General features: G+C 70.3%; 14 protein-coding genes. 7 read left to right on the top strand and 7 right to left on the bottom strand.

What is annotated here, in order from left to right:
• Window positions 1–12 precede the first annotated feature (12 nt).
• Together ACZ5U5_RS27360 and rpsA are read right to left on the bottom strand one after the other, a co-directional pair.
• The gene (locus ACZ5U5_RS27360) at window positions 13–951 is read right to left on the bottom strand and encodes a PAC2 family protein (protein ID WP_469026553.1); all 939 of its coding nucleotides are present in this window, start codon (window positions 949–951) and stop codon (window positions 13–15) included.
• Between the two features lie 223 nt (window positions 952–1,174).
• Window positions 1,175–2,698, bottom strand: coding sequence for a 30S ribosomal protein S1 (rpsA, locus tag ACZ5U5_RS27355; RefSeq protein WP_469026551.1), 1,524 nt, complete (start codon window positions 2,696–2,698; stop codon window positions 1,175–1,177).
• Between the two features lie 398 nt (window positions 2,699–3,096).
• Between rpsA and ACZ5U5_RS27350 the strand changes: the two genes are divergently transcribed.
• Entirely contained in the window at window positions 3,097–3,936 is an 840-nt protein-coding gene (locus ACZ5U5_RS27350; RefSeq protein ID WP_469026549.1) for a class I SAM-dependent methyltransferase, read from the top strand.
• A gap of 4 nt (window positions 3,937–3,940) precedes the next feature.
• Window positions 3,941–6,655: an ATP-dependent RNA helicase gene (locus ACZ5U5_RS27345; protein ID WP_469026547.1), complete on the top strand. Its 2,715-nt coding sequence runs from the start codon at window positions 3,941–3,943 to the stop codon at window positions 6,653–6,655.
• Here the strand turns inward: ACZ5U5_RS27345 and pgfA are convergent.
• The 4 genes from pgfA to polA form a co-directional block, all read right to left on the bottom strand.
• Window positions 6,645–7,637 (bottom strand): cell envelope lipid trafficking protein PgfA, encoded by a 993-nt coding sequence (gene pgfA, locus ACZ5U5_RS27340; RefSeq protein WP_469026545.1) that lies wholly within the window; start codon window positions 7,635–7,637, stop codon window positions 6,645–6,647. The genes ACZ5U5_RS27345 and pgfA overlap by 11 nt on opposite strands.
• Before the next feature lie 22 nt (window positions 7,638–7,659).
• Window positions 7,660–7,794 (bottom strand): SPW_0924 family protein, encoded by a 135-nt coding sequence (locus ACZ5U5_RS27335; protein ID WP_361045215.1) that lies wholly within the window; start codon window positions 7,792–7,794, stop codon window positions 7,660–7,662.
• Window positions 7,795–7,984: 190 nt separating this feature from the next.
• Entirely contained in the window at window positions 7,985–9,688 is a 1,704-nt protein-coding gene (locus tag ACZ5U5_RS27330) for a lytic transglycosylase domain-containing protein (RefSeq protein WP_469026542.1), read from the bottom strand.
• Window positions 9,689–9,979: 291 nt separating this feature from the next.
• Window positions 9,980–12,721 (bottom strand): DNA polymerase I, encoded by a 2,742-nt coding sequence (polA, locus tag ACZ5U5_RS27325; RefSeq protein ID WP_469026540.1) that lies wholly within the window; start codon window positions 12,719–12,721, stop codon window positions 9,980–9,982.
• A gap of 122 nt (window positions 12,722–12,843) precedes the next feature.
• Between polA and ACZ5U5_RS27320 the strand changes: the two genes are divergently transcribed.
• The 5 genes from ACZ5U5_RS27320 to ACZ5U5_RS27300 all read left to right on the top strand — a co-directional run bounded on the left by ACZ5U5_RS27320 (window position 12,844) and on the right by ACZ5U5_RS27300 (window position 18,253).
• The gene (locus tag ACZ5U5_RS27320) at window positions 12,844–15,138 is read left to right on the top strand and encodes an FdhF/YdeP family oxidoreductase (RefSeq protein WP_469026538.1); all 2,295 of its coding nucleotides are present in this window, start codon (window positions 12,844–12,846) and stop codon (window positions 15,136–15,138) included.
• A gap of 46 nt (window positions 15,139–15,184) precedes the next feature.
• A complete protein-coding gene (locus ACZ5U5_RS27315; RefSeq protein ID WP_363208144.1) occupies window positions 15,185–15,658 on the top strand; it encodes a PaaI family thioesterase in 474 nt (157 codons plus the stop codon).
• Between the two features lie 91 nt (window positions 15,659–15,749).
• Complete coding sequence (locus ACZ5U5_RS27310) at window positions 15,750–16,124, top strand: hypothetical protein (protein WP_469026534.1); 375 nt, start codon at window positions 15,750–15,752, stop codon at window positions 16,122–16,124.
• The gene (locus ACZ5U5_RS27305; RefSeq protein ID WP_469026532.1) at window positions 16,115–16,750 is read left to right on the top strand and encodes a Tat pathway signal sequence domain protein; all 636 of its coding nucleotides are present in this window, start codon (window positions 16,115–16,117) and stop codon (window positions 16,748–16,750) included. The genes ACZ5U5_RS27310 and ACZ5U5_RS27305 overlap by 10 nt, the downstream gene beginning before the upstream one ends.
• A gap of 255 nt (window positions 16,751–17,005) precedes the next feature.
• The gene (locus tag ACZ5U5_RS27300) at window positions 17,006–18,253 is read left to right on the top strand and encodes a branched-chain amino acid ABC transporter substrate-binding protein (protein WP_469026529.1); all 1,248 of its coding nucleotides are present in this window, start codon (window positions 17,006–17,008) and stop codon (window positions 18,251–18,253) included.
• 264 nt (window positions 18,254–18,517) lie between these two features.
• On the opposite strand, the gene ACZ5U5_RS27295 is transcribed toward ACZ5U5_RS27300, so the two are convergent.
• Window positions 18,518–18,970, bottom strand: a complete 453-nt coding sequence (locus ACZ5U5_RS27295; RefSeq protein WP_469026526.1) for a GNAT family N-acetyltransferase — start codon at window positions 18,968–18,970, stop codon at window positions 18,518–18,520.
• Between the last annotated feature and the right edge of the window lie 60 nt (window positions 18,971–19,030).

Genomic DNA, 19,030 nt, shown 5'->3' with positions numbered 1-19,030 from the left:
TGGCCCCCTGCGCTACGCGTCGCCCTCCCGCTCGGCGAGGAAGCGCTCGAATTCCTGACCGATCTCGTCGGCCGACGGAATGTCCATGGGCTCCGCGAGCATGTTCCCGCGCGCGTCGCCGCCCGCCGCCGCGTCGTACTGGTGCTCAAGTCCCTGCACGAGGGCGACCAGTTCCTCGTCGCCCTCCTGGATCTGCCGGTCGATCTCGGTCTGGGTGCGGTGCGCCTCCGTACGCAGGCTGTGCGCGACGCTCGGCAGCACGAGGCCCGTCGCCGCGGTGATCGTCTCCAGGACCGTGAGGGCGGCGTCCGGGTACGCGGAGCGCGCGATGTAGTGCGGGACGTGCGCGGCGACACCGAGCACGTCGTGGCCCGCCTCCAGGAGGCGGTACTCGACGAGTGAGGCGGCGCTGCCCGGCACCTGCGCCTCGTCGAAGGGGCTGCGGTGCCCCGGCACCAGGTCGGTGCGGTTGCCGTGCGGCGTGAGGCCCACGGGGCGGGTGTGCGGCACGCCCATGGGAATGCCGTGGAAGTTCACCGCGAGGCGCACGCCGAGCCGCTCCACGATCTGCTCGATCGCCGCCGCGAAACGCTCCCACTCGATGTCCGGCTCGGGTCCGGACAGCAGCAGGAAGGGCGCGCCCGTGGCGTCCTGGAGCAGCCGCACCTCGAGCGTGGGCACCTCGTAGTCCGTCCAGCGGTCGCGCCGGAACGTGAGCAGCGGGCGGCGCGCGCGGTAGTCGACGAGACGGTCGTGGTCGAAGCGTGCGACCACCTGTCCCGGCAGGCTGTCCGTGAGGCGCTCGACGATCTGGTCGCCGGTCTCACCCGCGTCGATGTAGCCGTCGAAGTGGTAGAGCATGACCAGTCCGGCCGATTCCTGGGCGAGTGCCATGTCGACGACGGCAAGGCCCTTCGGCTCCCATGCGTACAAATCCTGCGGATCAAGCACTGTGACCGCTCCTCGCCCTCTTCGTCGTGACTCGTACACCAGAACGCCCGCGACGACGCGCGCATTCCCTCCGCCGCCTCTTCACGACGGCTTCTTGTGTCACGGCGAACACCCGTAAGGGGTGGCCGAGTTCACGACGGCGGCGAGCGAACGCACTGCGGGCCCGCACCTCCGAAGAGGTACGGGCCCGCAATTCTCAGCTGTTACCGCCTAGCGGAGAGCCTCAGCTCTGGCCGCCGGCGAGCTTCTCGCGCAGAGCGGCGAGCGCCTCGTCCGACGCCAGGGCGCCGGAGTTGTCGTCCGACTCCGAGGAGTACGAACCGCCGCCGCCGCCACCGCTGCCACCGGCAGCCGGGGCACCGGACGAGGACGCGGGAGCCGCAGCACCCTCGGCCTCGGCCTGGGCGTCCGCCTCGCGGGACTTGATGACCTGGGCCTGGTGCTGCTCGAAGCGCGTCTGCGCCTCGGCGTACTGACCCTCCCAAGCCTCACGCTGGGTCTCGAAGCCCTCGAGCCAGTCGTTCGTCTCGGGGTCGAAGCCCTCGGGGTAGATGTAGTTGCCCTGGTCGTCGTAGGACGCGGCCATGCCGTACAGGGTCGGGTCGAACTCGACGGCCGACGGGTCGGCGCCGAAGGACTCGTTGGCCTGCTTCAGCGACAGCGAGATCCGGCGACGCTCGAGGTCGATGTCGATGACCTTGACGAAGATCTCGTCGTTGACCTGGACGACCTGCTCCGGGATCTCCACGTGGCGCTCGGCCAGCTCGGAGATGTGGACCAGGCCCTCGATGCCCTCGTCGACGCGCACGAACGCACCGAACGGAACGAGCTTGGTGACCTTGCCGGGAACAACCTGCCCGATCTGGTGCGTACGGGCGAACTGCTGCCACGGGTCTTCCTGCGTCGCCTTGAGCGACAGGGACACGCGCTCGCGGTCCATGTCCACGTCGAGAACCTCGACGGTGACTTCCTGGCCGACCTCGACAACCTCGGAGGGGTGGTCGATGTGCTTCCAGGAAAGCTCGGAGACGTGCACGAGACCGTCGACGCCGCCGAGGTCCACGAACGCACCGAAGTTGACGATCGAGGAAACGACGCCGGAGCGGACCTGACCCTTCTGCAGGGTCGTGAGGAACGTCTGGCGAACCTCGGACTGGGTCTGCTCGAGCCAGGCACGGCGGGACAGGACCACGTTGTTGCGGTTCTTGTCCAGCTCGATGATCTTGGCCTCGAGCTCCTTGCCCACGTAAGGCTGGAGGTCGCGGACGCGGCGCATCTCGACGAGGGAAGCCGGCAGGAAGCCACGGAGGCCGATGTCGAGGATGAGACCACCCTTGACGACCTCGATGACGGTACCGGTGACGATGCCGTCTTCTTCCTTGATCTTCTCGATCGTGCCCCAGGCACGCTCGTACTGAGCGCGCTTCTTGGACAGGATCAGACGGCCTTCCTTGTCCTCCTTCTGGAGGACCAGGGCCTCGATCTCGTCACCAACCGCGACGACCTCGTTCGGGTCGACGTCGTGCTTGATGGAGAGCTCGCGGCTCGGGATGACGCCTTCGGTCTTGTAACCGATGTCGAGCAGGACCTCGTCCCGGTCGACCTTCACGATGACGCCGTCGACGATGTCGCCGTCGTTGAAGTACTTGATCGTCTCGTCGATCGCGGCGAGGAAAGCTTCCTCGTTACCGATGTCGTTGACCGCTACCTGCGGAGTGGTGGCGGTGGTCTCGGTGCTGCTCGTCATGTGGGAAAGGGCTCCGGTACGGACAGAAGTCGTAGGTACTGCTAGCGCCAGAACCGATTTCGCTCTGAAGAAGCCGGACAGCCTGGGAAGCGCCGATTCCTGAGTTTCCGAAGAAACGGAAGGCGCCTCGACAACCGAGGGGACATACAACAGATGCGAGCGCGTCCTGCTAGGTCTGAGGACGGCAGGCTCGCAGCGCAACTTGTAGCATACGGGGGCAGCCGGACAGGGTCAATGCGCGAAGGCGCACACCCGGGGCGGAACGCCGCAAACCCGGCACAAATGCTGTCGCGTGAGGCCACATGGGCCGCACAGCGCCCTGTCGCGACGCCTTCGCGGCGTCCCGCGAGCGCCTCACCGCGACGAGCCTCGACGAAGCCAGACGGAAGAGTACGACGATGGAGCCGATCATCCAAGAGTCCGAGCTGCCCGAGACGCCCGAGACATCCGAGCCTGAGGCCACCCGCCGTGACGCTGGGGTCACGGAGAGCAGCCGCGCCAATCGTGGCTGGTGGGACAGGAACGCCGACGACTACCAGATCGAGCACGGCACCTTCCTGGGTGACGACCGGTTCGTGTGGGGTCCCGAAGGTCTCGACGAGGTGGAGGCCGAGCTGCTCGGCCCGCCCGAGGAGCTGAAGGGCAAGGACATCCTGGAGATCGGCGCGGGCGCGGCGCAGTGCTCGCGCTGGCTCGCCGCGCAGGGCGCGCGTCCGGTCGCCCTCGACCTCTCCCACCGCCAGCTGCAGCACGCGCTGCGGATCGGCGGGAGCGTTCCGCTGGTCCAGGCCGATGCCGGGGTGCTGCCCTTCAAGGACGGCGCCTTCGACCTCGTCTGCTCCGCCTACGGGGTGATGCCTTTCGTCGCCGACCCCGTGCTGGTCCTCAAGGAGGTGCGGCGCGTCCTGCGCCCCGGGGGCCGGTTCGTGTTCTCCGCGACGCACCCCATCCGCTGGGCGTTCCCGGACGAGCCGGGTCCCGAGGGGCTCTCCGTGTCGGCCTCCTACTTCGATCGCACTCCCTATGTGGAGCAGGACGAGAACGGGAACGCGGTCTACGTGGAGCACCACCGGACGCTCGGCGACCGGGTGCGGGACATCGTGGCCTCCGGTCTGCGGCTGGTCGACGTGGTGGAGCCGGAGTGGCCCGCGTGGAACACCCAGGAGTGGGGCGGCTGGTCCCCGTTGCGCGGGAACCTGATCCCGGGGTCGGCGATCTTCGTGTGCGTACGAGACTGAGTGCGTGACCCGTCTGCGTAACGAAGCCCTGGATCTGCCCGTGAGCGGCGCGCTGCCCGCGCTGCGTTCCGCTCTGGAGGGGCCGGGCGGCGCCGTTCTGTGCGCGCCTCCCGGTACGGGCAAGACGACGCTGGTGCCGCTGGCCCTGGCGGGGCTTCTGGGGGACGCGCCCGTACGTCGTGTGGTGGTCGCCGAGCCCCGGCGCATCGCCGCCCGGGCCGCCGCGCGGCGGATGGCGTGGCTGCTCGGCGAGAAGGTCGGCGAGAGCGTCGGGTACACGGTGCGCGGTGAGCGTGTCGTGGGACGCCACGCGCGCGTGGAGGTCGTCACGACAGGTGTCCTGTTGCAGCGGCTGCAGCGGGACCAGGAGTTGGCCGGTGTGGACGTCGTGATCATCGACGAGTGCCACGAGCGGCATCTGGACGCGGACACCGTGGCGGCGTTCCTGGTCGACGTGCGGGCGGCGCTGCGGCCCGAGCTGAGCCTGGTGGCCGCGTCCGCGACGACGGACGCGGAGGGGTGGGCGCGGATCCTGGGGGACGCTCCCGTGGTGGAGGCGCGGGGCACCTCGCATCCGGTGGAGGTCGTCTGGGCGCCGCCGGCCCGTCCGGTGCGGCCGCCGCACGGGATGCGGGTGGATCCGGCGCTGCTCACGCATGTGGCGTCGGTGGTGCGGAGGGCGCTCGCCGAGCGGGACGGGGACGTGCTGTGCTTCCTGCCCGGCGTCGGCGAGATCGCGCGGGTCGCGGGGCAGTTGGGGGACGTGTCCGCGGAGGTCCTTCAGGTGCACGGGCGGGCGCCCGCTGCGGTGCAGGACGCGGTGCTCGCGGGGTCGGACGGCACCCGGCGGGTGGTCCTCGCGACCTCGGTGGCCGAGTCGTCGCTGACAGTGCCCGGGGTGCGGGTCGTCGTCGATTCGGGGCTCGCGCGTGAGCCGCGCGTCGACCACGCGCGCGGGCTGAGCGCGCTGACGACCGTACGGGCTTCGCAGGCGGCGGGACGGCAGCGGGCCGGCCGTGCGGGACGTGAGGCGCCGGGGGCCGTGTACCGGTGCTGGGCGGAGGCGGAGGATGCCCGTCTGCCGCGCTTTCCCGCGCCGGAGATCAAGCTGGCGGACCTCTCCGCGTTCGCGCTGCAGGCGGCCTGCTGGGGCGATCCTGACGCCTCCGGTCTCGCGCTGCTCGATCCCCCGCCGGGTGGGGCGATGGCGGCGGCTCGGTCCGTCCTGACCGCGGTCGGCGCGGTGTCCCCGGAGTCGGGGCAGGTCACGGACCGGGGCGCGTGCATGGCGCGGGTCGGCCTCCACCCCCGCTTGGCGCGGGCCCTGCTCGACGCGGCCCCCCTCGTGGGCGCGCGCCGCGCGGCCGAGGTGGTGGCCCTCCTCAGCGAGGAGCCGCCGCGTGAGTACGGGGACGACCTCGCGGCGGCCTGGCGCGCTGCCCGGCGGGGCGGGGACGGGTACGCGGCGCGGTGGCGCACGGAGGTGCGGAGGCTGGTCGCTGCGGCGTCGCTGCCGGGAGCTGGTACGCCGCCTCCGGCAGCTTCGGAGCCCGCGCCTCCGGCGCGGGATCTCTCCCACCCGCCCACCCGAAACCCCAGAGCCGACGGAGATGCTCCGGAGGTAGCCGAGTTGCCGCTCGAAGCCGGAGAACGGGCGGGCGGGCGGGAAGAAGACGGTGCCGGATCATCCCGGGGAAGTGGCGGGCGGGCGGGGCGAGAGCCGCAGGGTCGCTGGAGCGACGACCACGTCGCCGGGCTCGTCGCTGCGCTCGCCTTCCCCGAGCGGGTCGCCCGGAGCCGCGGCGACGGGGCGTACCTCATGGTGAACGGGACCCGTGCCGAGGTGCGGTCCGGGTCCGCGCTGACCGGTGCGGAGTGGATCGCCGTGGCCGTGGCCGACCGGCCGGTGGGCGCGGGGCACGCGCGCGTGCTGCTCGGCGGGCACATCGACGAGGACGTCGCCCGGAGCGCGGCCGCCTCGCTCCACGGCGAGGGGGACGAGGTCGCCTGGGACGACGGGGATCTCGTCGCGCGGCACGTGGAGCGGCTCGGTGCCGTGGAGCTGACGGTGCGGCCTCTCAAGAAGCCCGCCCCTGAACTCGTACGGGAAGGGCTGCTCGCGGGGCTCAGGGAGGAAGGGACCGCCCTCCTGAACTGGTCCCAGGGCGCACGGGAGCTGCGGGAGCGGCTCGCGTTCCTGCACCAGCATCTCGGCGCGCCCTGGCCCGACGTGTCCGAGAGCGCCCTGCACGCGCGCGTGGACGAATGGCTGGAGCCCGAGCTGTCGAAGGCGCGGCGCCGGGCCGACCTGCGGCGCATCGACGCGGGGCAGGCCCTGAACCGGCTTCTTCCCTGGGCGACCGGCGAGGCGACGCGCCTCGACGCGCTCGCCCCGGAAAGGGTGGCGGTGCCCAGTGGTTCCAGGATCCGGATCGACTACTCCGACCCCGAACAGCCCGTGCTCGCGGTGAAGTTGCAGGAGATGTTCGGGCTCGCCGAGACCCCGCGGATCGCGGACGGCAGCGTGCCCCTCCTCGTGCACCTGCTCTCCCCTGCGGGGCGCCCCGCCGCCGTCACCGCCGATCTTGCCTCCTTCTGGCGGGACGGCTACCGGGCCGTGCGGGCCGAGCTTCGCGGGCGGTATCCGAAGCATCCGTGGCCGGAGGACCCGGCGGCCGCCGAGGCGACGCGGTTCACCAACGCCCGGCTCAGGCGTTGACCGGTTCCGGCTCGGGCGCCGCCGTGGCCTCCGGATCACCGGGCCTGCGGCTGCGGGCCTCCAGCCACAGGGAGAGGGCCAGCAGGAGCAGGCCGAGGCCCAGGAAGCCCCAGGGGAGATACGACGTCATGAGGAGGACGAGGACGCGCTGGGACTTCACCAGGTCGACCGTGTCCCTGATGTAGTCCTCGCGCATCTTCACGTGGCCCGCGAAGACCGTGACCTTGTCGCGGTCACCGAGGAGCGTGCCGCCGCGCAGCTCGTTCTTCTGGATCTCCTCGCCGTAGACGGGCGCTCCGGTGGTCGGCTCGACCCAGAACTTGCGGACGGTGGTGTACCAGCGCGTGGTGCCGGTCTTGGCGAGGGACTCCGGGGTGATGCCCTTGACCGGCATGGTCTTGGGGAAGGGCACCTTGGTCCAGGGGATGGTCTGCTCGAAGTAGTAGACGTCGACGCCGCGGAAGGTCTGCGTGCCCTTGTAGTGGATGGGTTTGGTGACGCGGGCCTGGGCGTCGAAGTACTCGTAGTCCCGCTTCTCCGTGAGGAAGGGCCACTTGAACTCGATGCCCGCACGCTTGACCGGGTCTCCGTCGACCATCTCGCCGGTGGCGTGCACCGGTTCCTGGCTGTGCGCGTCGAAGATGTAGCGCTCGGGGACCTTGGACACCATCTTTCCGTCGCCGTCCTGCACGTAGGAGAGGGCGTCCCAGACGACGACGTCACGATCCGCGCTCTTCTCGATCTTCTCCGAGGCCTCCACGTTGCCCTTGAGCGTCTGCACGATGGTGACCTTGTCGATCTTCTTGGCCTGCATGCTGCCGTAGTCGATGAGGGTCGGGTTCTTCGCCTCGAGCACCGCCTCCTGGTACTGGCTCGGCGGGATCTTGGCGAGGCGCGGGAAGGCGTACCAGCGCATGAGCGGGGACATCGCCGTGAAGAACACGGCGAAGGCGAGCAGGATCAGGCTGGCCTTGCGGCGCATCGCGGCGGCCCTCCCTAGGGAGTCAGGGGTGCTTGGGGACGGTGGTGAGCAGCGGCTCCGGCGAGGTCTCGCCGGGCGGGGCCCCCATCGCGGTGATGGTCAGGACCAGGGCGAAGGCGACGGCAAGACCGGTCGCGGCGGCGATGAGAGCGCGCATGCGGATCCTCCCGAGGCGGAAGACGGACGGCATCGTGGGTGCCGACCATGAACTGACAGGGCGTCAGGGCTGGGGCACCGTAGCAATGCGGCGGCCAGATGAGAACACGTTGCACACACAAGCAACGCCCCTGCGCCGGGCGGGCGCAGGGGCGTTGCTTGTGTGCGGTGCGTGCGGGTGGTGCGTGCGGCTAGGCCGCGGGTGCCGCCACCTTCAGTTCGACCGTGAGCGTCGCGCCGCCCGCGGTGGTGACGCGCAGCAGGTACGTGCCCGCCGCGTCGTCGGCGTACATCTTGGGGAGCTTGAGCACGCCGTTCGCGTCCGTCTTCAGGGCCTTGAGGGTGCGGACCGGCTTGCCTTCCGCGTCCTTGAAGTACGGGCCCTTGTCGTTGGCCGTGGCGTCCGCCGCCGACTTGATCATGGTGGCGGTGGCCGCCACGCGGTCGGCGGCCTCTCCCTTGTACGTCGCCTTGACCTCGACCTGCTCGGCGAATTCCTTGCCCGGCTCGCAGGTCAGCGCCGTGTCGCTGGTCCTGGTCAGGGCGTCGGCCTGGCGCGCGGTGACCGTCGCCGTGTAGGTGAGGCCGGGCAGCGACCGGCCGACGACGGTGGCCCGGACCGTGAACTGACCGGTCTTCTCGCCCGACTTGAGTGCCGGGGCGGTGGCCTTGCCGGTGGCGCTGGTGGTGACGGTCGCGCTGGTGGCGCCGCCGGAGAAGCGTGCGTCGGTGTCGCCGACGATCACGAACCGCACCTTGGCCTTGGCCACGCCGGAGCCGGAGGCGGCCTTCGTGCGCACCTCGACGCGCTCGGCGAAGGTGTCGCCCGCCGTCGCGGCGAGCTTGCCGGTGCCGGCGTCCTCCAGGCGTGCGACCCGGTCGGTGGGCGGCGGGGAGGGCGTGGGGCTCTCGGTGTCGCCGCCGTGCGGGGGAGGCGTGGTCGAGCCGCCGCCGCCGTTGCCGGGCTCGGAGGGCTTGTCGCTCGGCTTGTCGTCGCCGGACTTGGGCGGCTTCGGCGAGGGCGAACCGGATGCCGGGGGCGTAGGCGTGGGGCTCGTGCCCGGGACGTTGCTGTCGCTGCGGTCGCCCGGCAGGTCGCCCGTGCCGTCGGGGATCTCGCTGATGCCCTTGCGGTAGTGCTCCAGCCACCTCAGGACCGTGTTCAGGTAGTCCGTCGAGTGGTTGTAACTGAGGATCGCCTTGCGCAGATCGGCGTCGACGGACAGGTCGCGGTCGTTCGCGCAGAGGTAGCTTCCGGCGGCGAGCGCGGCGTCGTAGATGTTGTTCGGGTCCGACTTGCCGTCCGCGTTGCCGTCCTGCCCCCAGGTCTCCCACGTCGAGGGGATGAACTGCATGGGGCCGACCGCGCGGTCGTGGGTCTTGTCGCCGTCGTACGCGCCGTTGTCGGTGTCGGTGATCTTCGCGAAGCCGTTGCCGTTGAGAGGCGGGCCGAGGATCTCTCCGATCGTCGTGCCGCTCGCGTCCACGCGGCCGCCACGCGCCTGCCCGGACTCGACCTTGCCTATCGCGGCGAGCAGTTCCCAGGGGAGGTTGCAGCCCGGCTTGGAGGTGGCCAGGGAGGCCTCGGCCTTCTTGTACGCGTCGAGGACGGTGGCCGGGATCTCCGAGTCGGTTTCCGCGTCGCCGGTGCCGCCGTCGGGCGCTCCGGTCGGCGGGACCGGGCTCTTCAGCTCCGGCAGATCGGTGTAATAGGGGGAGTTGCCGGTCGCGGAGTCCTCGGCCGGCGGCGTGGCGCCTGATGCCCCCGCCCGCTCGCCGCGAGGGACGTCCGTCACGCCCGGGGCCTGGGAGGCCGCGAGCGCGGCCACCGCCGCCGCGGCCACCGCGGTGGTCACCGCTCCCCTGCGCAACCGCCTGCCGAATACCGCCGCCATGACCGTGGACCCCTCCCCTTGACGACTGTGCGTGTCGCCGCCCGCTCGGTTGGTTCCCCGTGCTGCTCCGCAGCGGGCCGACGCAGGCGACACTACGACAACTTCCGGCGCCCAGACACCCGTTCGTGCCCGATTTTCACCGGTTGGCCGCGTCCTGTTCGGACGGGGCCCAACCGTCGGGCACTTGGCTGATCTCGCTCTCCGCGTTGAGCCCGTCCGGCGATTGAGGACGAACTCGGCGAAGCCGGTGAGGGGGCGGTGCGCCGAGAATGCCGCTCAAGCCCGTCGCGATCAGTGTGCTGCCGACTCCCAGTCCGGCCCCACGCCCACCGACACGTCCAGCGGCGCCCGCAGCGACACCGCGCCCGCCATCTCGCGGCGGACCAGCTCCTCCACCTCGGTGCGCTCGCCCGGAGCGATCTCCAGGACGATTTCGTCGTGCACCTGGAGCAGCATGCGGGAGTCGAGCTTCGCCTCCGTCAACGCGCGGTGCACGTTCAGCATGGCGATCTTGACGATGTCCGCGGCCGTGCCCTGGATCGGGGCGTTCAGGGCCATCCGCTCGGCCATCTCGCGGCGCTGGCGGTTGTCGCTGTTGAGGTCGGGGAGGTAGCGGCGGCGGCCCAGCATCGTCTCCGTGTACCCCGTCGCGCGGGCCTCGTCGACGGCTCGGCGCAGATAGTCGCGTACGCCGCCGAACCGCTCGAAGTAGGTGTCCATCAGGGCACGGGCCTCACCCGCCTCGATGTTCAGCTGCTGGGAGAGGCCGAACGCGGAGAGGCCGTACGCCAAGCCGTACGACATGGCCTTGATCTTGCGGCGCATCTCGGCGTCGACGGCGGAGCCCTCGACGGAGAAGACCTGGGAGGCGACCGTCGTGTGCAGGTCCTCGCCCGAGCCGAACGCCTCCAGGAGGCCCTCGTCCTCGGAGAGGTGCGCCATCACGCGCAGTTCGATCTGGCTGTAGTCCGCGGTCATCAGGGACTCGAAGCCCTCGCCGACCACGAAGCCGCGGCGGATCGCCCGGCCCTCGTCCGTGCGGACGGGGATGTTCTGGAGGTTCGGGTCGGTGGAGGACAGGCGGCCCGTCGCCGCGACGGTCTGGTTGAACGTCGTGTGGATACGGGTGTCCGCGGCGATCGACTTGATCAGGCCCTCGACCGTGACACGGAGCTTCGCCTGCTCGCGGTGGCGCAGCATGATGACCGGCAGTTCGTTCTCGGTCTGGGCCGCGAGCCAGGCCAGGGCGTCGGCGTCCGTGGTGTAACCGGTCTTGGTCTTCTTCGTCTTGGGGAGGTTCAGCTCGCCGAAGAGGACTTCCTGGAGCTGCTTGGGCGAACCGAGGTTGAACTCGTGGCCGGCCGCCGCGTGCGCCTCCTTCACCGCCTGCTGCACCGCGCCCGCGAACTGCTGCTCCATCGCCTCCAGATGGGCGCGGTCCGCCGCGATGCCGTGCCGCTCCAGGCGGGCGAGGAGGATCGACGTGGGCAGTTCGATGTCCGTGAGGAGATTGCCCGCGCCGACCTCCGGCAGCTTCTCGCCGAAGGCCGTGCCCAGGTCGAGGATCGTGCGGGCCTGCGACATCAGTGCGTCGGCCTCGGCCTGGTCGTCCTCTTCCGTGCCGAAGGCGAGCTGCCCGTCGGCCGCCCCGGCGGGAGCGAGCTCCCGGCCCAGATACTCCAGGGACAGGGCGTCCAGGGCGAAGGAGCGGCGGCCGGGCTTGACCAGGTACGCGGCGAGCGCCGTGTCCATGGAGACGCCGTCCACCGACCAGCCGTGCTCGGGGAAGACCCGCATCGTGGCCTTGGCGTTGTGCAGGACCTTGGGCTTCTTCGGGTCGGCGATCCAGGCGGCGAAGGCCTTCTCGTCGGCCTCGTCCAGGCGGGAGGGGTCGAACCAGGCCGCCGCTCCCCCGGCCGTGGCAAGGGCGACCTCGGTCACCGAGCCCGTGCCGAGCTGCCAGGTGTCGACCGTGGCCATGCCGAGGACCGCGTTGCCGTGCTCGGTGAGCCACGGGGCGAGCTCACCCGCGCCGATCACCGTGCCGTCCAGCTCCACGCCGGGCTCGGCCGGGGTCTGATCGGCCTCCTCCGCGCCGGGGTCGACGGCCAGGAGCCGCTCCCGCAGCGAGGGGTTACGGATCTCCAGGGTGTCCAGGACCATGGCGAGGGCCGTGCGGTCGTACGGAGCGCGCTCCAGGTCGGTGACCTGCTTGGGGAGCTCGACGTCGCGGACCATCTCCGTGAGGAGGCGGTTCAGCTTCACCGCGTCCAGGTGGTCGCGGAAGTTCTGTCCGGCCTTGCCCTTGACCTCTTCGGCGCGCTCGACGAGGTCGGCGAAGGACCCGAACTGGTTGATCCACTTCGCGGCGGTCTTCTCGCCCACTCCGGGGATGCCGGGGAGGTTGTCGGACGGGTCGCCGCGCAGGGCCGCGAAGTCCGGATACTGGCTTGGCGTGAGGCCGTACTTCTCCTCGACCTTCTCCGGGGTGAAGCGCGTCAGCTCCGATACGCCCTTGGTCGGGTACAGCACGGTCACGTGGTCGGTGATCAGCTGGAAGGAGTCGCGGTCGCCGGTGACGATCAGGACGTCGAAGCCGGCCGCCTCGGCCTGGGTGGCGAGGGTGGCGATGACGTCGTCGGCCTCGAAGCCGTCCACCGCGAACCGCACGGCGTTCATCGCGTCGAGGACCTCGCCGATCAGCTCGACCTGCCCCTTGAACTCGTCCGGGGTCTTGGAGCGGTTCGCCTTGTACTCGGGGAACTCCGTGGAGCGCCACGTCTTGCGCGAGACGTCGAAGGCGACCGCGAAGTGCGTGGGCGCCTCGTCGCGCAGGGTGTTCGCCAGCATCGACGCGAAGCCGTAGATCGCGTTCGTCGGCTGGCCCGTCGCGGTCGTGAAGTTCTCCGCGGGCAGCGCGAAGAACGCCCGGTAGGCCAGGGAGTGCCCGTCCATGAGGAGCAGGCGCGGACGCTGCTCACCACTCGGCTTCGTCGCGGTCTCGGACTTCTTCTTCGCTGCTTTTTCTGCCACGTCCCCGATCCTGCCACGCCCCACTGACACTCAGGCCCAACCCTCACCCGCGAGGGCTCCGACGGCGGCGCGTGGGAGGATCGGAGACATAGCTCACGCACGTGCTCGAAGGGGAGCCGACCATGGCAAGGAAGTCGCCCAAGGGTGATCCGGTCCAGGACGCGCCGCAGGTCGCGCAGGCGCAGCACTCCGCGGCGGGCATTCCCGCCATCGGGCACTCGCTGCGCATGGCCCAGCAGCAGATGGGTGTGCGCCGCACGGCGCTGACGCTGCTGCGGGTCAATCAGAAGGACGGCTTCGACTGCCCCGGCTGCGCCTGGCCCGAGCCCGAGCACCGGCACACGGCGGAGTTCTGCGAGAACGGCGCGAAGGCGGTCGCCGAGGAGGCCACGCTGCGCCGCGTCACCCCCGATTTCTTCGCCGCGCACCCCGTGGCCGACCTCGCCACCCGCAGTGGGTACTGGCTGGGTCAGCAGGGCCGCCTCACCCACCCGATGTATCTGGCGGAGGGCGCCGAGCGCTATGAACCCGTCCCCTGGGAGCGGGCCTTCGACATCATCGGCGAGGAACTGGCCGCGCTGGACAGCCCGGACGAGTCCGTTTACTACACCTCGGGCCGCACGAGCAACGAAGCGGCGTTCCTGTACCAACTGTTCGCCCGTGAGCTGGGCACCAACAATCTGCCCGACTGCTCGAACATGTGCCATGAGTCGTCGGGCTCCGCGCTCACCGAGACGATCGGCGTCGGCAAGGGCAGCGTCCTCCTGGAGGACCTCTACAAGTCGGACCTGATCATCGTCGCGGGGCAGAACCCGGGCACGAACCACCCCCGCATGCTCTCCGCCCTGGAGAAGGCGAAGAACAACGGCGCGAAGATCATCACGGTCAATCCGCTGCCCGAGGCCGGCCTGGAGCGCTTCAAGAATCCGCAGACCCCGCAGGGCATGCTCAAGGGCACCGCCCTCACCGACCTCTTCCTGCAGATCCGCCTCGGCGGCGACCAGGCCCTGTTCCGCCTCCTCAACAAGCTCATCCTTCAGACGGAAGGAGCCGTGGACGAGGAGTTCGTCCGCGAGCACACCCATGGGTACGAGGCGTTCACCGAGGCCGCGCGCGGCGCCGACTGGGACGAGACCCTGGCCGCGACCGGCCTCCCCCGCGAGGACATCGAGGAAGCTCTCGCCATGGTCCTCGCCTCCGAGCGCACCGTCGTGTGCTGGGCGATGGGCCTGACCCAGCACAAGCACGCCGTGCCGACCATCCGCGAGGTCGTCAACTTCCTTCTGCTGCGCGGCAACATCGGCCGTCCGGGCGCGGGCGTGTGCCCGGTGCGCGGGCACTCGAACGTGCAGGGCGACCGCACGATGGGCATCTTCGAGCGGCCCGCGCCGGCGTTCCTCGACGCCCTGGAGAAGGAGTTCGGTTTCGCGCCTCCGCGCGAGCACGGCCTGGACGTCGTCCGCGCCATCGAGGCGCTGCGGGACGGCAAGGCGAAGGTGTTCTTCGCGATGGGCGGCAACTTCGTGGCGGCCTCGCCCGACACGGAGGTGACGGAGGCGGCGATGCGCAAGGCCCGCCTGACCGTCCACGTGTCGACGAAGCTGAACCGCTCGCACGCCGTCACGGGCGCGCGCGCCCTGATCCTGCCGACGCTCGGCCGCACCGAGCGGGACGTCCAGGTCGGCCCGAACGGGAAAAGCACAGAGCAGTTCGTGACCGTCGAGGACTCCATGGGCATGGTGCACGCCTCGCGCGGCCGTCTGGAGCCCGCGAGCCCACATCTGCTCTCCGAGCCGGCCATCGTGTGCCGCCTCGCCCGCCGCGTCCTGGGCCCCGGATCGGCCACGCCCTGGGAGGAGTTCGAGAAGGACTACGCCACGGTGCGCGACCGCATCGCGCGCGTGATCCCCGGCTTCGAGGACTTCAACGCGCGCGTGGCCGACCCCGCGGGCTTCACCCTGCCGCACGCCCCGCGCGACGAGCGCCGCTTCCCCACGGCCACCGGCAAGGCCAACTTCACGGCGGCGCCGGTGGAGTTCCCGGCCCTTCCGAAGGGCCGTCTGCTCCTGCAGACACTGCGCTCGCACGACCAGTACAACACCACGATCTACGGTCTCGACGACCGCTACAGGGGCATCAAGAACGGCCGCCGGGTCGTCCTGGTGAACCCCGACGACGCGCGAGAGCTGAGCCTCGCCGACGGGTCGTACGCGGACCTCGTGAGCGAGTGGAAGGACGGCGTCGAGCGGCGCGCGCCGGGCTTCAGGATCGTGCACTATCCGACGGCCCGGGGCTGCGCCGCGGCGTACTACCCGGAGACGAACGTCCTGATCCCGCTGGACGCGACCGCCGACACCAGCAACACCCCCGCCAGCAAGTCCGTCGTCGTGCGCCTGGAACAATCGGGGACCGACTGAGCGTTCGCTCAGTGACGGTGAGGACGACGAACGGAGCCGGGTCCCCATGGGCGAGCAGCACAGCGTGAAGTTTCCGCAAGAGGTCATCGACGAGTACGCGGCGCTCGGTGTGGACCTGCCCGCCCTCTTCTCCGCGGGCGACCTCGGCACCCGGATGGGCGTCGAGATCGTCGAGGCCTCCGCAGATCGCGTCGTGGGCACCATGCCGGTCGAGGGCAACACCCAGCCGTACGGCCTGCTGCACGGCGGGGCCTCCGCCGTCCTCGCCGAGACCCTCGGCTCGGTCGGCTCGATGCTGCACGGCGGGAGCACGAAGCTCGCCGTCGGCGTCGACCTGAACTGCACGCACCACCGCGGCGCGCGTTCGGGCCTGGTCACCGGCGTGGCGACGCCCGTGCACCGCGGCCGCTCCACGGCGACGTACGAGATCGTGATCACCGACGAGCAGGACAAGCGGGTGTGCACCGCGCGGCTGACCTGCCTGCTGCGCGACGTGCAGCCCAACGGCGCCGCCGCATAAGGCGGTTGAGGGCGGGCGCGGCTCGCACCTGACCGGGCCAGGCGCGCCCCACGCATTGTCGGGGCGTGCGGCCCCGGTCTAGCGTCGGTGCATGAGGCACCGGAAACAGCTCTGTGCGCTCGCCCTCACCGCTCTCCTCGCCACCGCCGGGTGCGAGAACGAACCTGTCGCCGAGACCCCCGCGCCCTCCCCCGCCACCACCTCCCCCGAGGACCTCTACACGGCCCTGATCACCAAGTGGGCGCGGCAGATCTACGACTCGGGCAAGGAGACCTACGGCGACTACCAGTCGATGGGCCTCTCCAACGGTCAGTACATGATCCTGCGGGACACCCTCGACCTGGCCCGCGCCGAGCGGAAGCGTCAAGGGACAGACGCGGGGCGCGAGTTGATCACCCGTCAGGCCCGTGAGCGCTGCGCGGAGCGCTACCGCCACGGGGAGCCGAGCGGCGGGCCGTGGGTGTGAACGCCATCGGCCCCATCGAGCCCGGCGACGACACCTACGAGACCCGGGCCACCCGCGCCACCATCACGGATCCGGCCACCGCTCCCGCCCGCCCCCGCCCGCTCCTCACCCGGCGCCGCCGCACCCTCCTGGCCCTCGCCGCGGCCGTGATCGTCGCCGCCGCCGGCCTCGGCCTCTATCTGACCCGCCCGCGACCCCCGGCACCCCCGCCGCCGCTCCATCCGTCGCAGACCGTGTCCGTGACTTACCGGGGCGACATGACGCACCCACGGGCCGGCGACCGCACGTTCAGCTTCACCGTCGCCCTGCGCCAGGACTCGGGGCCCCCGGTGTCCGTCAGGCGGATCACGCAGCCATCGGCGGCGCTGTCGGTCACCGTCGCCCCCCATACCCCATTCACCGTGAAAACGGGAACCCCTCGTACCGCACGCATCACGATGCACATTCGCGAATGCGGAAAGGTGCAACGGAATGCCGGACTCCCTTTCTTGGTCGTAACACTGCGTAATGTGCGCGCAATGCAGTTACAGGCCTTCATCCTCGGCGAGAGCTACGCAAAAGATCTTTCTCGGGCCCTGACAGCCGCATGCCCCCCGAACACTGATGTCATGAGTAAAACACCCTGACAGTCCTGCAAGTTCTCAGCATGCGGGATACGCCGAAGATGGCTTATTCCACCCCAACCACCCCCTGAGTTCCACCGCGGAATACTCCGTGGCATAACAAGAGCGTCACACCTTTGGCCTGACCACTCCACCTTGAACAAAGCGGCCCTTAGAGTCACGGCCAGTCACCGCGCCCACCGGATTCCTGTCAGTTCGGTTCCGCGCTCGACTCGGCCACCCAACAGGGGACGGCCGTGCCAGGGGAAAGGACTGATCGTGCGTCAACGTTCGCTCATAGCCATCACCGCTGCACTCACCGCGGGGGCACTCACCCTCACCGCCTGTGGCTCACGCGACGACAAGGACAAGGAAGACTCCGCGGGCGGCGGAACCACCGTGGTCATCGGCGTCGACGCGCCGCTGACCGGCGACTTGTCCGCGCTGGGCCTCGGTATCCGCAACTCCGTGCAGCTCGCCGCCAAGCAGGCCAACGAGAAGAAGCACGTCGACGGCATCACCTTCAAGGTGGAGTCCGCCGACGACCAGGGGCAGCCCGCCTCGGGCCAGACGAACGCGACCAAGTTCGTCGCGAACAAGGAAATCCTCGGCGCCGTCGGCCCCCTGAACTCCTCCGTCGGCGAGTCGATGCAGAAGGTCTTCGACGACGCGAAACTCGTCCAGGTCTCCCCCGCCAACACCAACCCGGCCATGACCCAGGGCCAGGACTGGAACGGCGGCAAGAAGGTCCGCCCGTACAAGGCCTACTTCCGTACGGCGACCACGGACGCCGTCCAGGGCCCGTTCGCGGCGCAGTACCTGTACAACGACGCGAAGAAGAAGAAGGTCTTCGTGGTCGACGACAAGAAGACCTACGGCGCCGGCCTGGCCGCCACCTTCACGGACGAGTTCAAGAAGCTCGGCGGCAAGGTCGCCGGCACCGAGCACGTGAACCCGGACACCAAGGACTTCGGCGCCGTCGCCACCAAGATCAAGAACTCGGACGCGGACGTCGTCTACTACGGCGGCGAGTACCCCGCGGCCGGCCCGCTCAGCAAGCAGATGAAGAAGGCCGGGGCCAAGATCCCGCTCGTCGGCGGTGACGGCATCTACAGCGCCGACTTCGTCAAGCTCGCCGGCAAGGAGGGCAAGGGCGACATGGCCACCTCCATCGGCCAGCCCGTCGAGCAACTGCCGTCCGCCAAGGAGTTCATCGCGAACTACGAGAAGGCCGGCTACAAGGAGGCCTACGAGGCTTACGGCGGCTACTCCTACGACTCGGCCTGGGCGATCATCGAAGCGGTCAAGAAGGTCGTCGAGGACAACGACGGCAAGCTGCCCGACGACGCCCGCGCCAAGATCGTCGAGGCCATGCAGGACGTCTCCTTCGACGGTGTGACCGGCAAGGTCTCCTTCGACGAGTACGGCGACGCCACGAACAAGCAGCTCACCGTGTACGAGGTGAAGTCCACCGAGGACCCGACCAAGGGCTGGAAGCCGGTCAAGTCCGGCACCTTCACCGGCTGATCCACCCCGCAGCACGACACCACCGCGGGGGGGGGGGGGGGGGGGGGGGGGGGGGGGGGGGGGGGGGGGGGGAGTAGGGGGGGGGGGGGGGGGGGGGGGGTGGAGGGGGGGGGGGGGGGGGGGGGGGGGGGGGGGGGGGGGGGGGGGGGGGGGGGGTGGGGGGTTGTTCCGTGGGGGGTCGGGGGGGGGGGTGGGGGGGTGGGGGGTTTTTTTCTCCCCCCCCCCCCCCCCCCCCCCCCACCGCGCGATACATCAACGGCAGCTTCAAAGCTGCAGCTTGAAGCCCACATGCGACGCCGTGAACCCGAGGCGCTCATAGAAGCGGCGGGCATCGGTGCGGGTGGCGTCGGAGGTCAGCTGTACCAACTGGCAGCCCTGGCGCCGGGATTCGTCGACGGCCCACTCGATGAAGCGGGTGCCGAGGCCGCTGCCCCGCTCGTCCGCATGGACGCGTACGCCCTCGATGATCGAGCGCAGCGCTCCCTTCCGTGACAGGCCCGGAACGATCGTGAGCTGCAGGGTGCCGACGACGCGTCCCTCGCGCACGGCGACGACCTGCTGTTGGTTCGGGTCCGCGGCGAGGCGTTCGAACGCGGCGAGGTACGGGGTGAGGTCGTCCGGCGACTCGCGCGTGCTGCCCAGGGGATCGTCGGCGAGCATCTCCACGATGGCGTGGATGTCGTCGGTGACCGCCGGGCGTATCTCAAGATCTCCCATGAGGCGCAGCCTATGCAGCCACCCGATTTTTCGGGAGGCCACCGCTTCTCTCGGGGCGCA

This window comes from Streptomyces sp. NPDC033177 (genome assembly GCF_055577715.1).
This window is presented reverse-complemented; position numbering and strand designations above follow the sequence as displayed.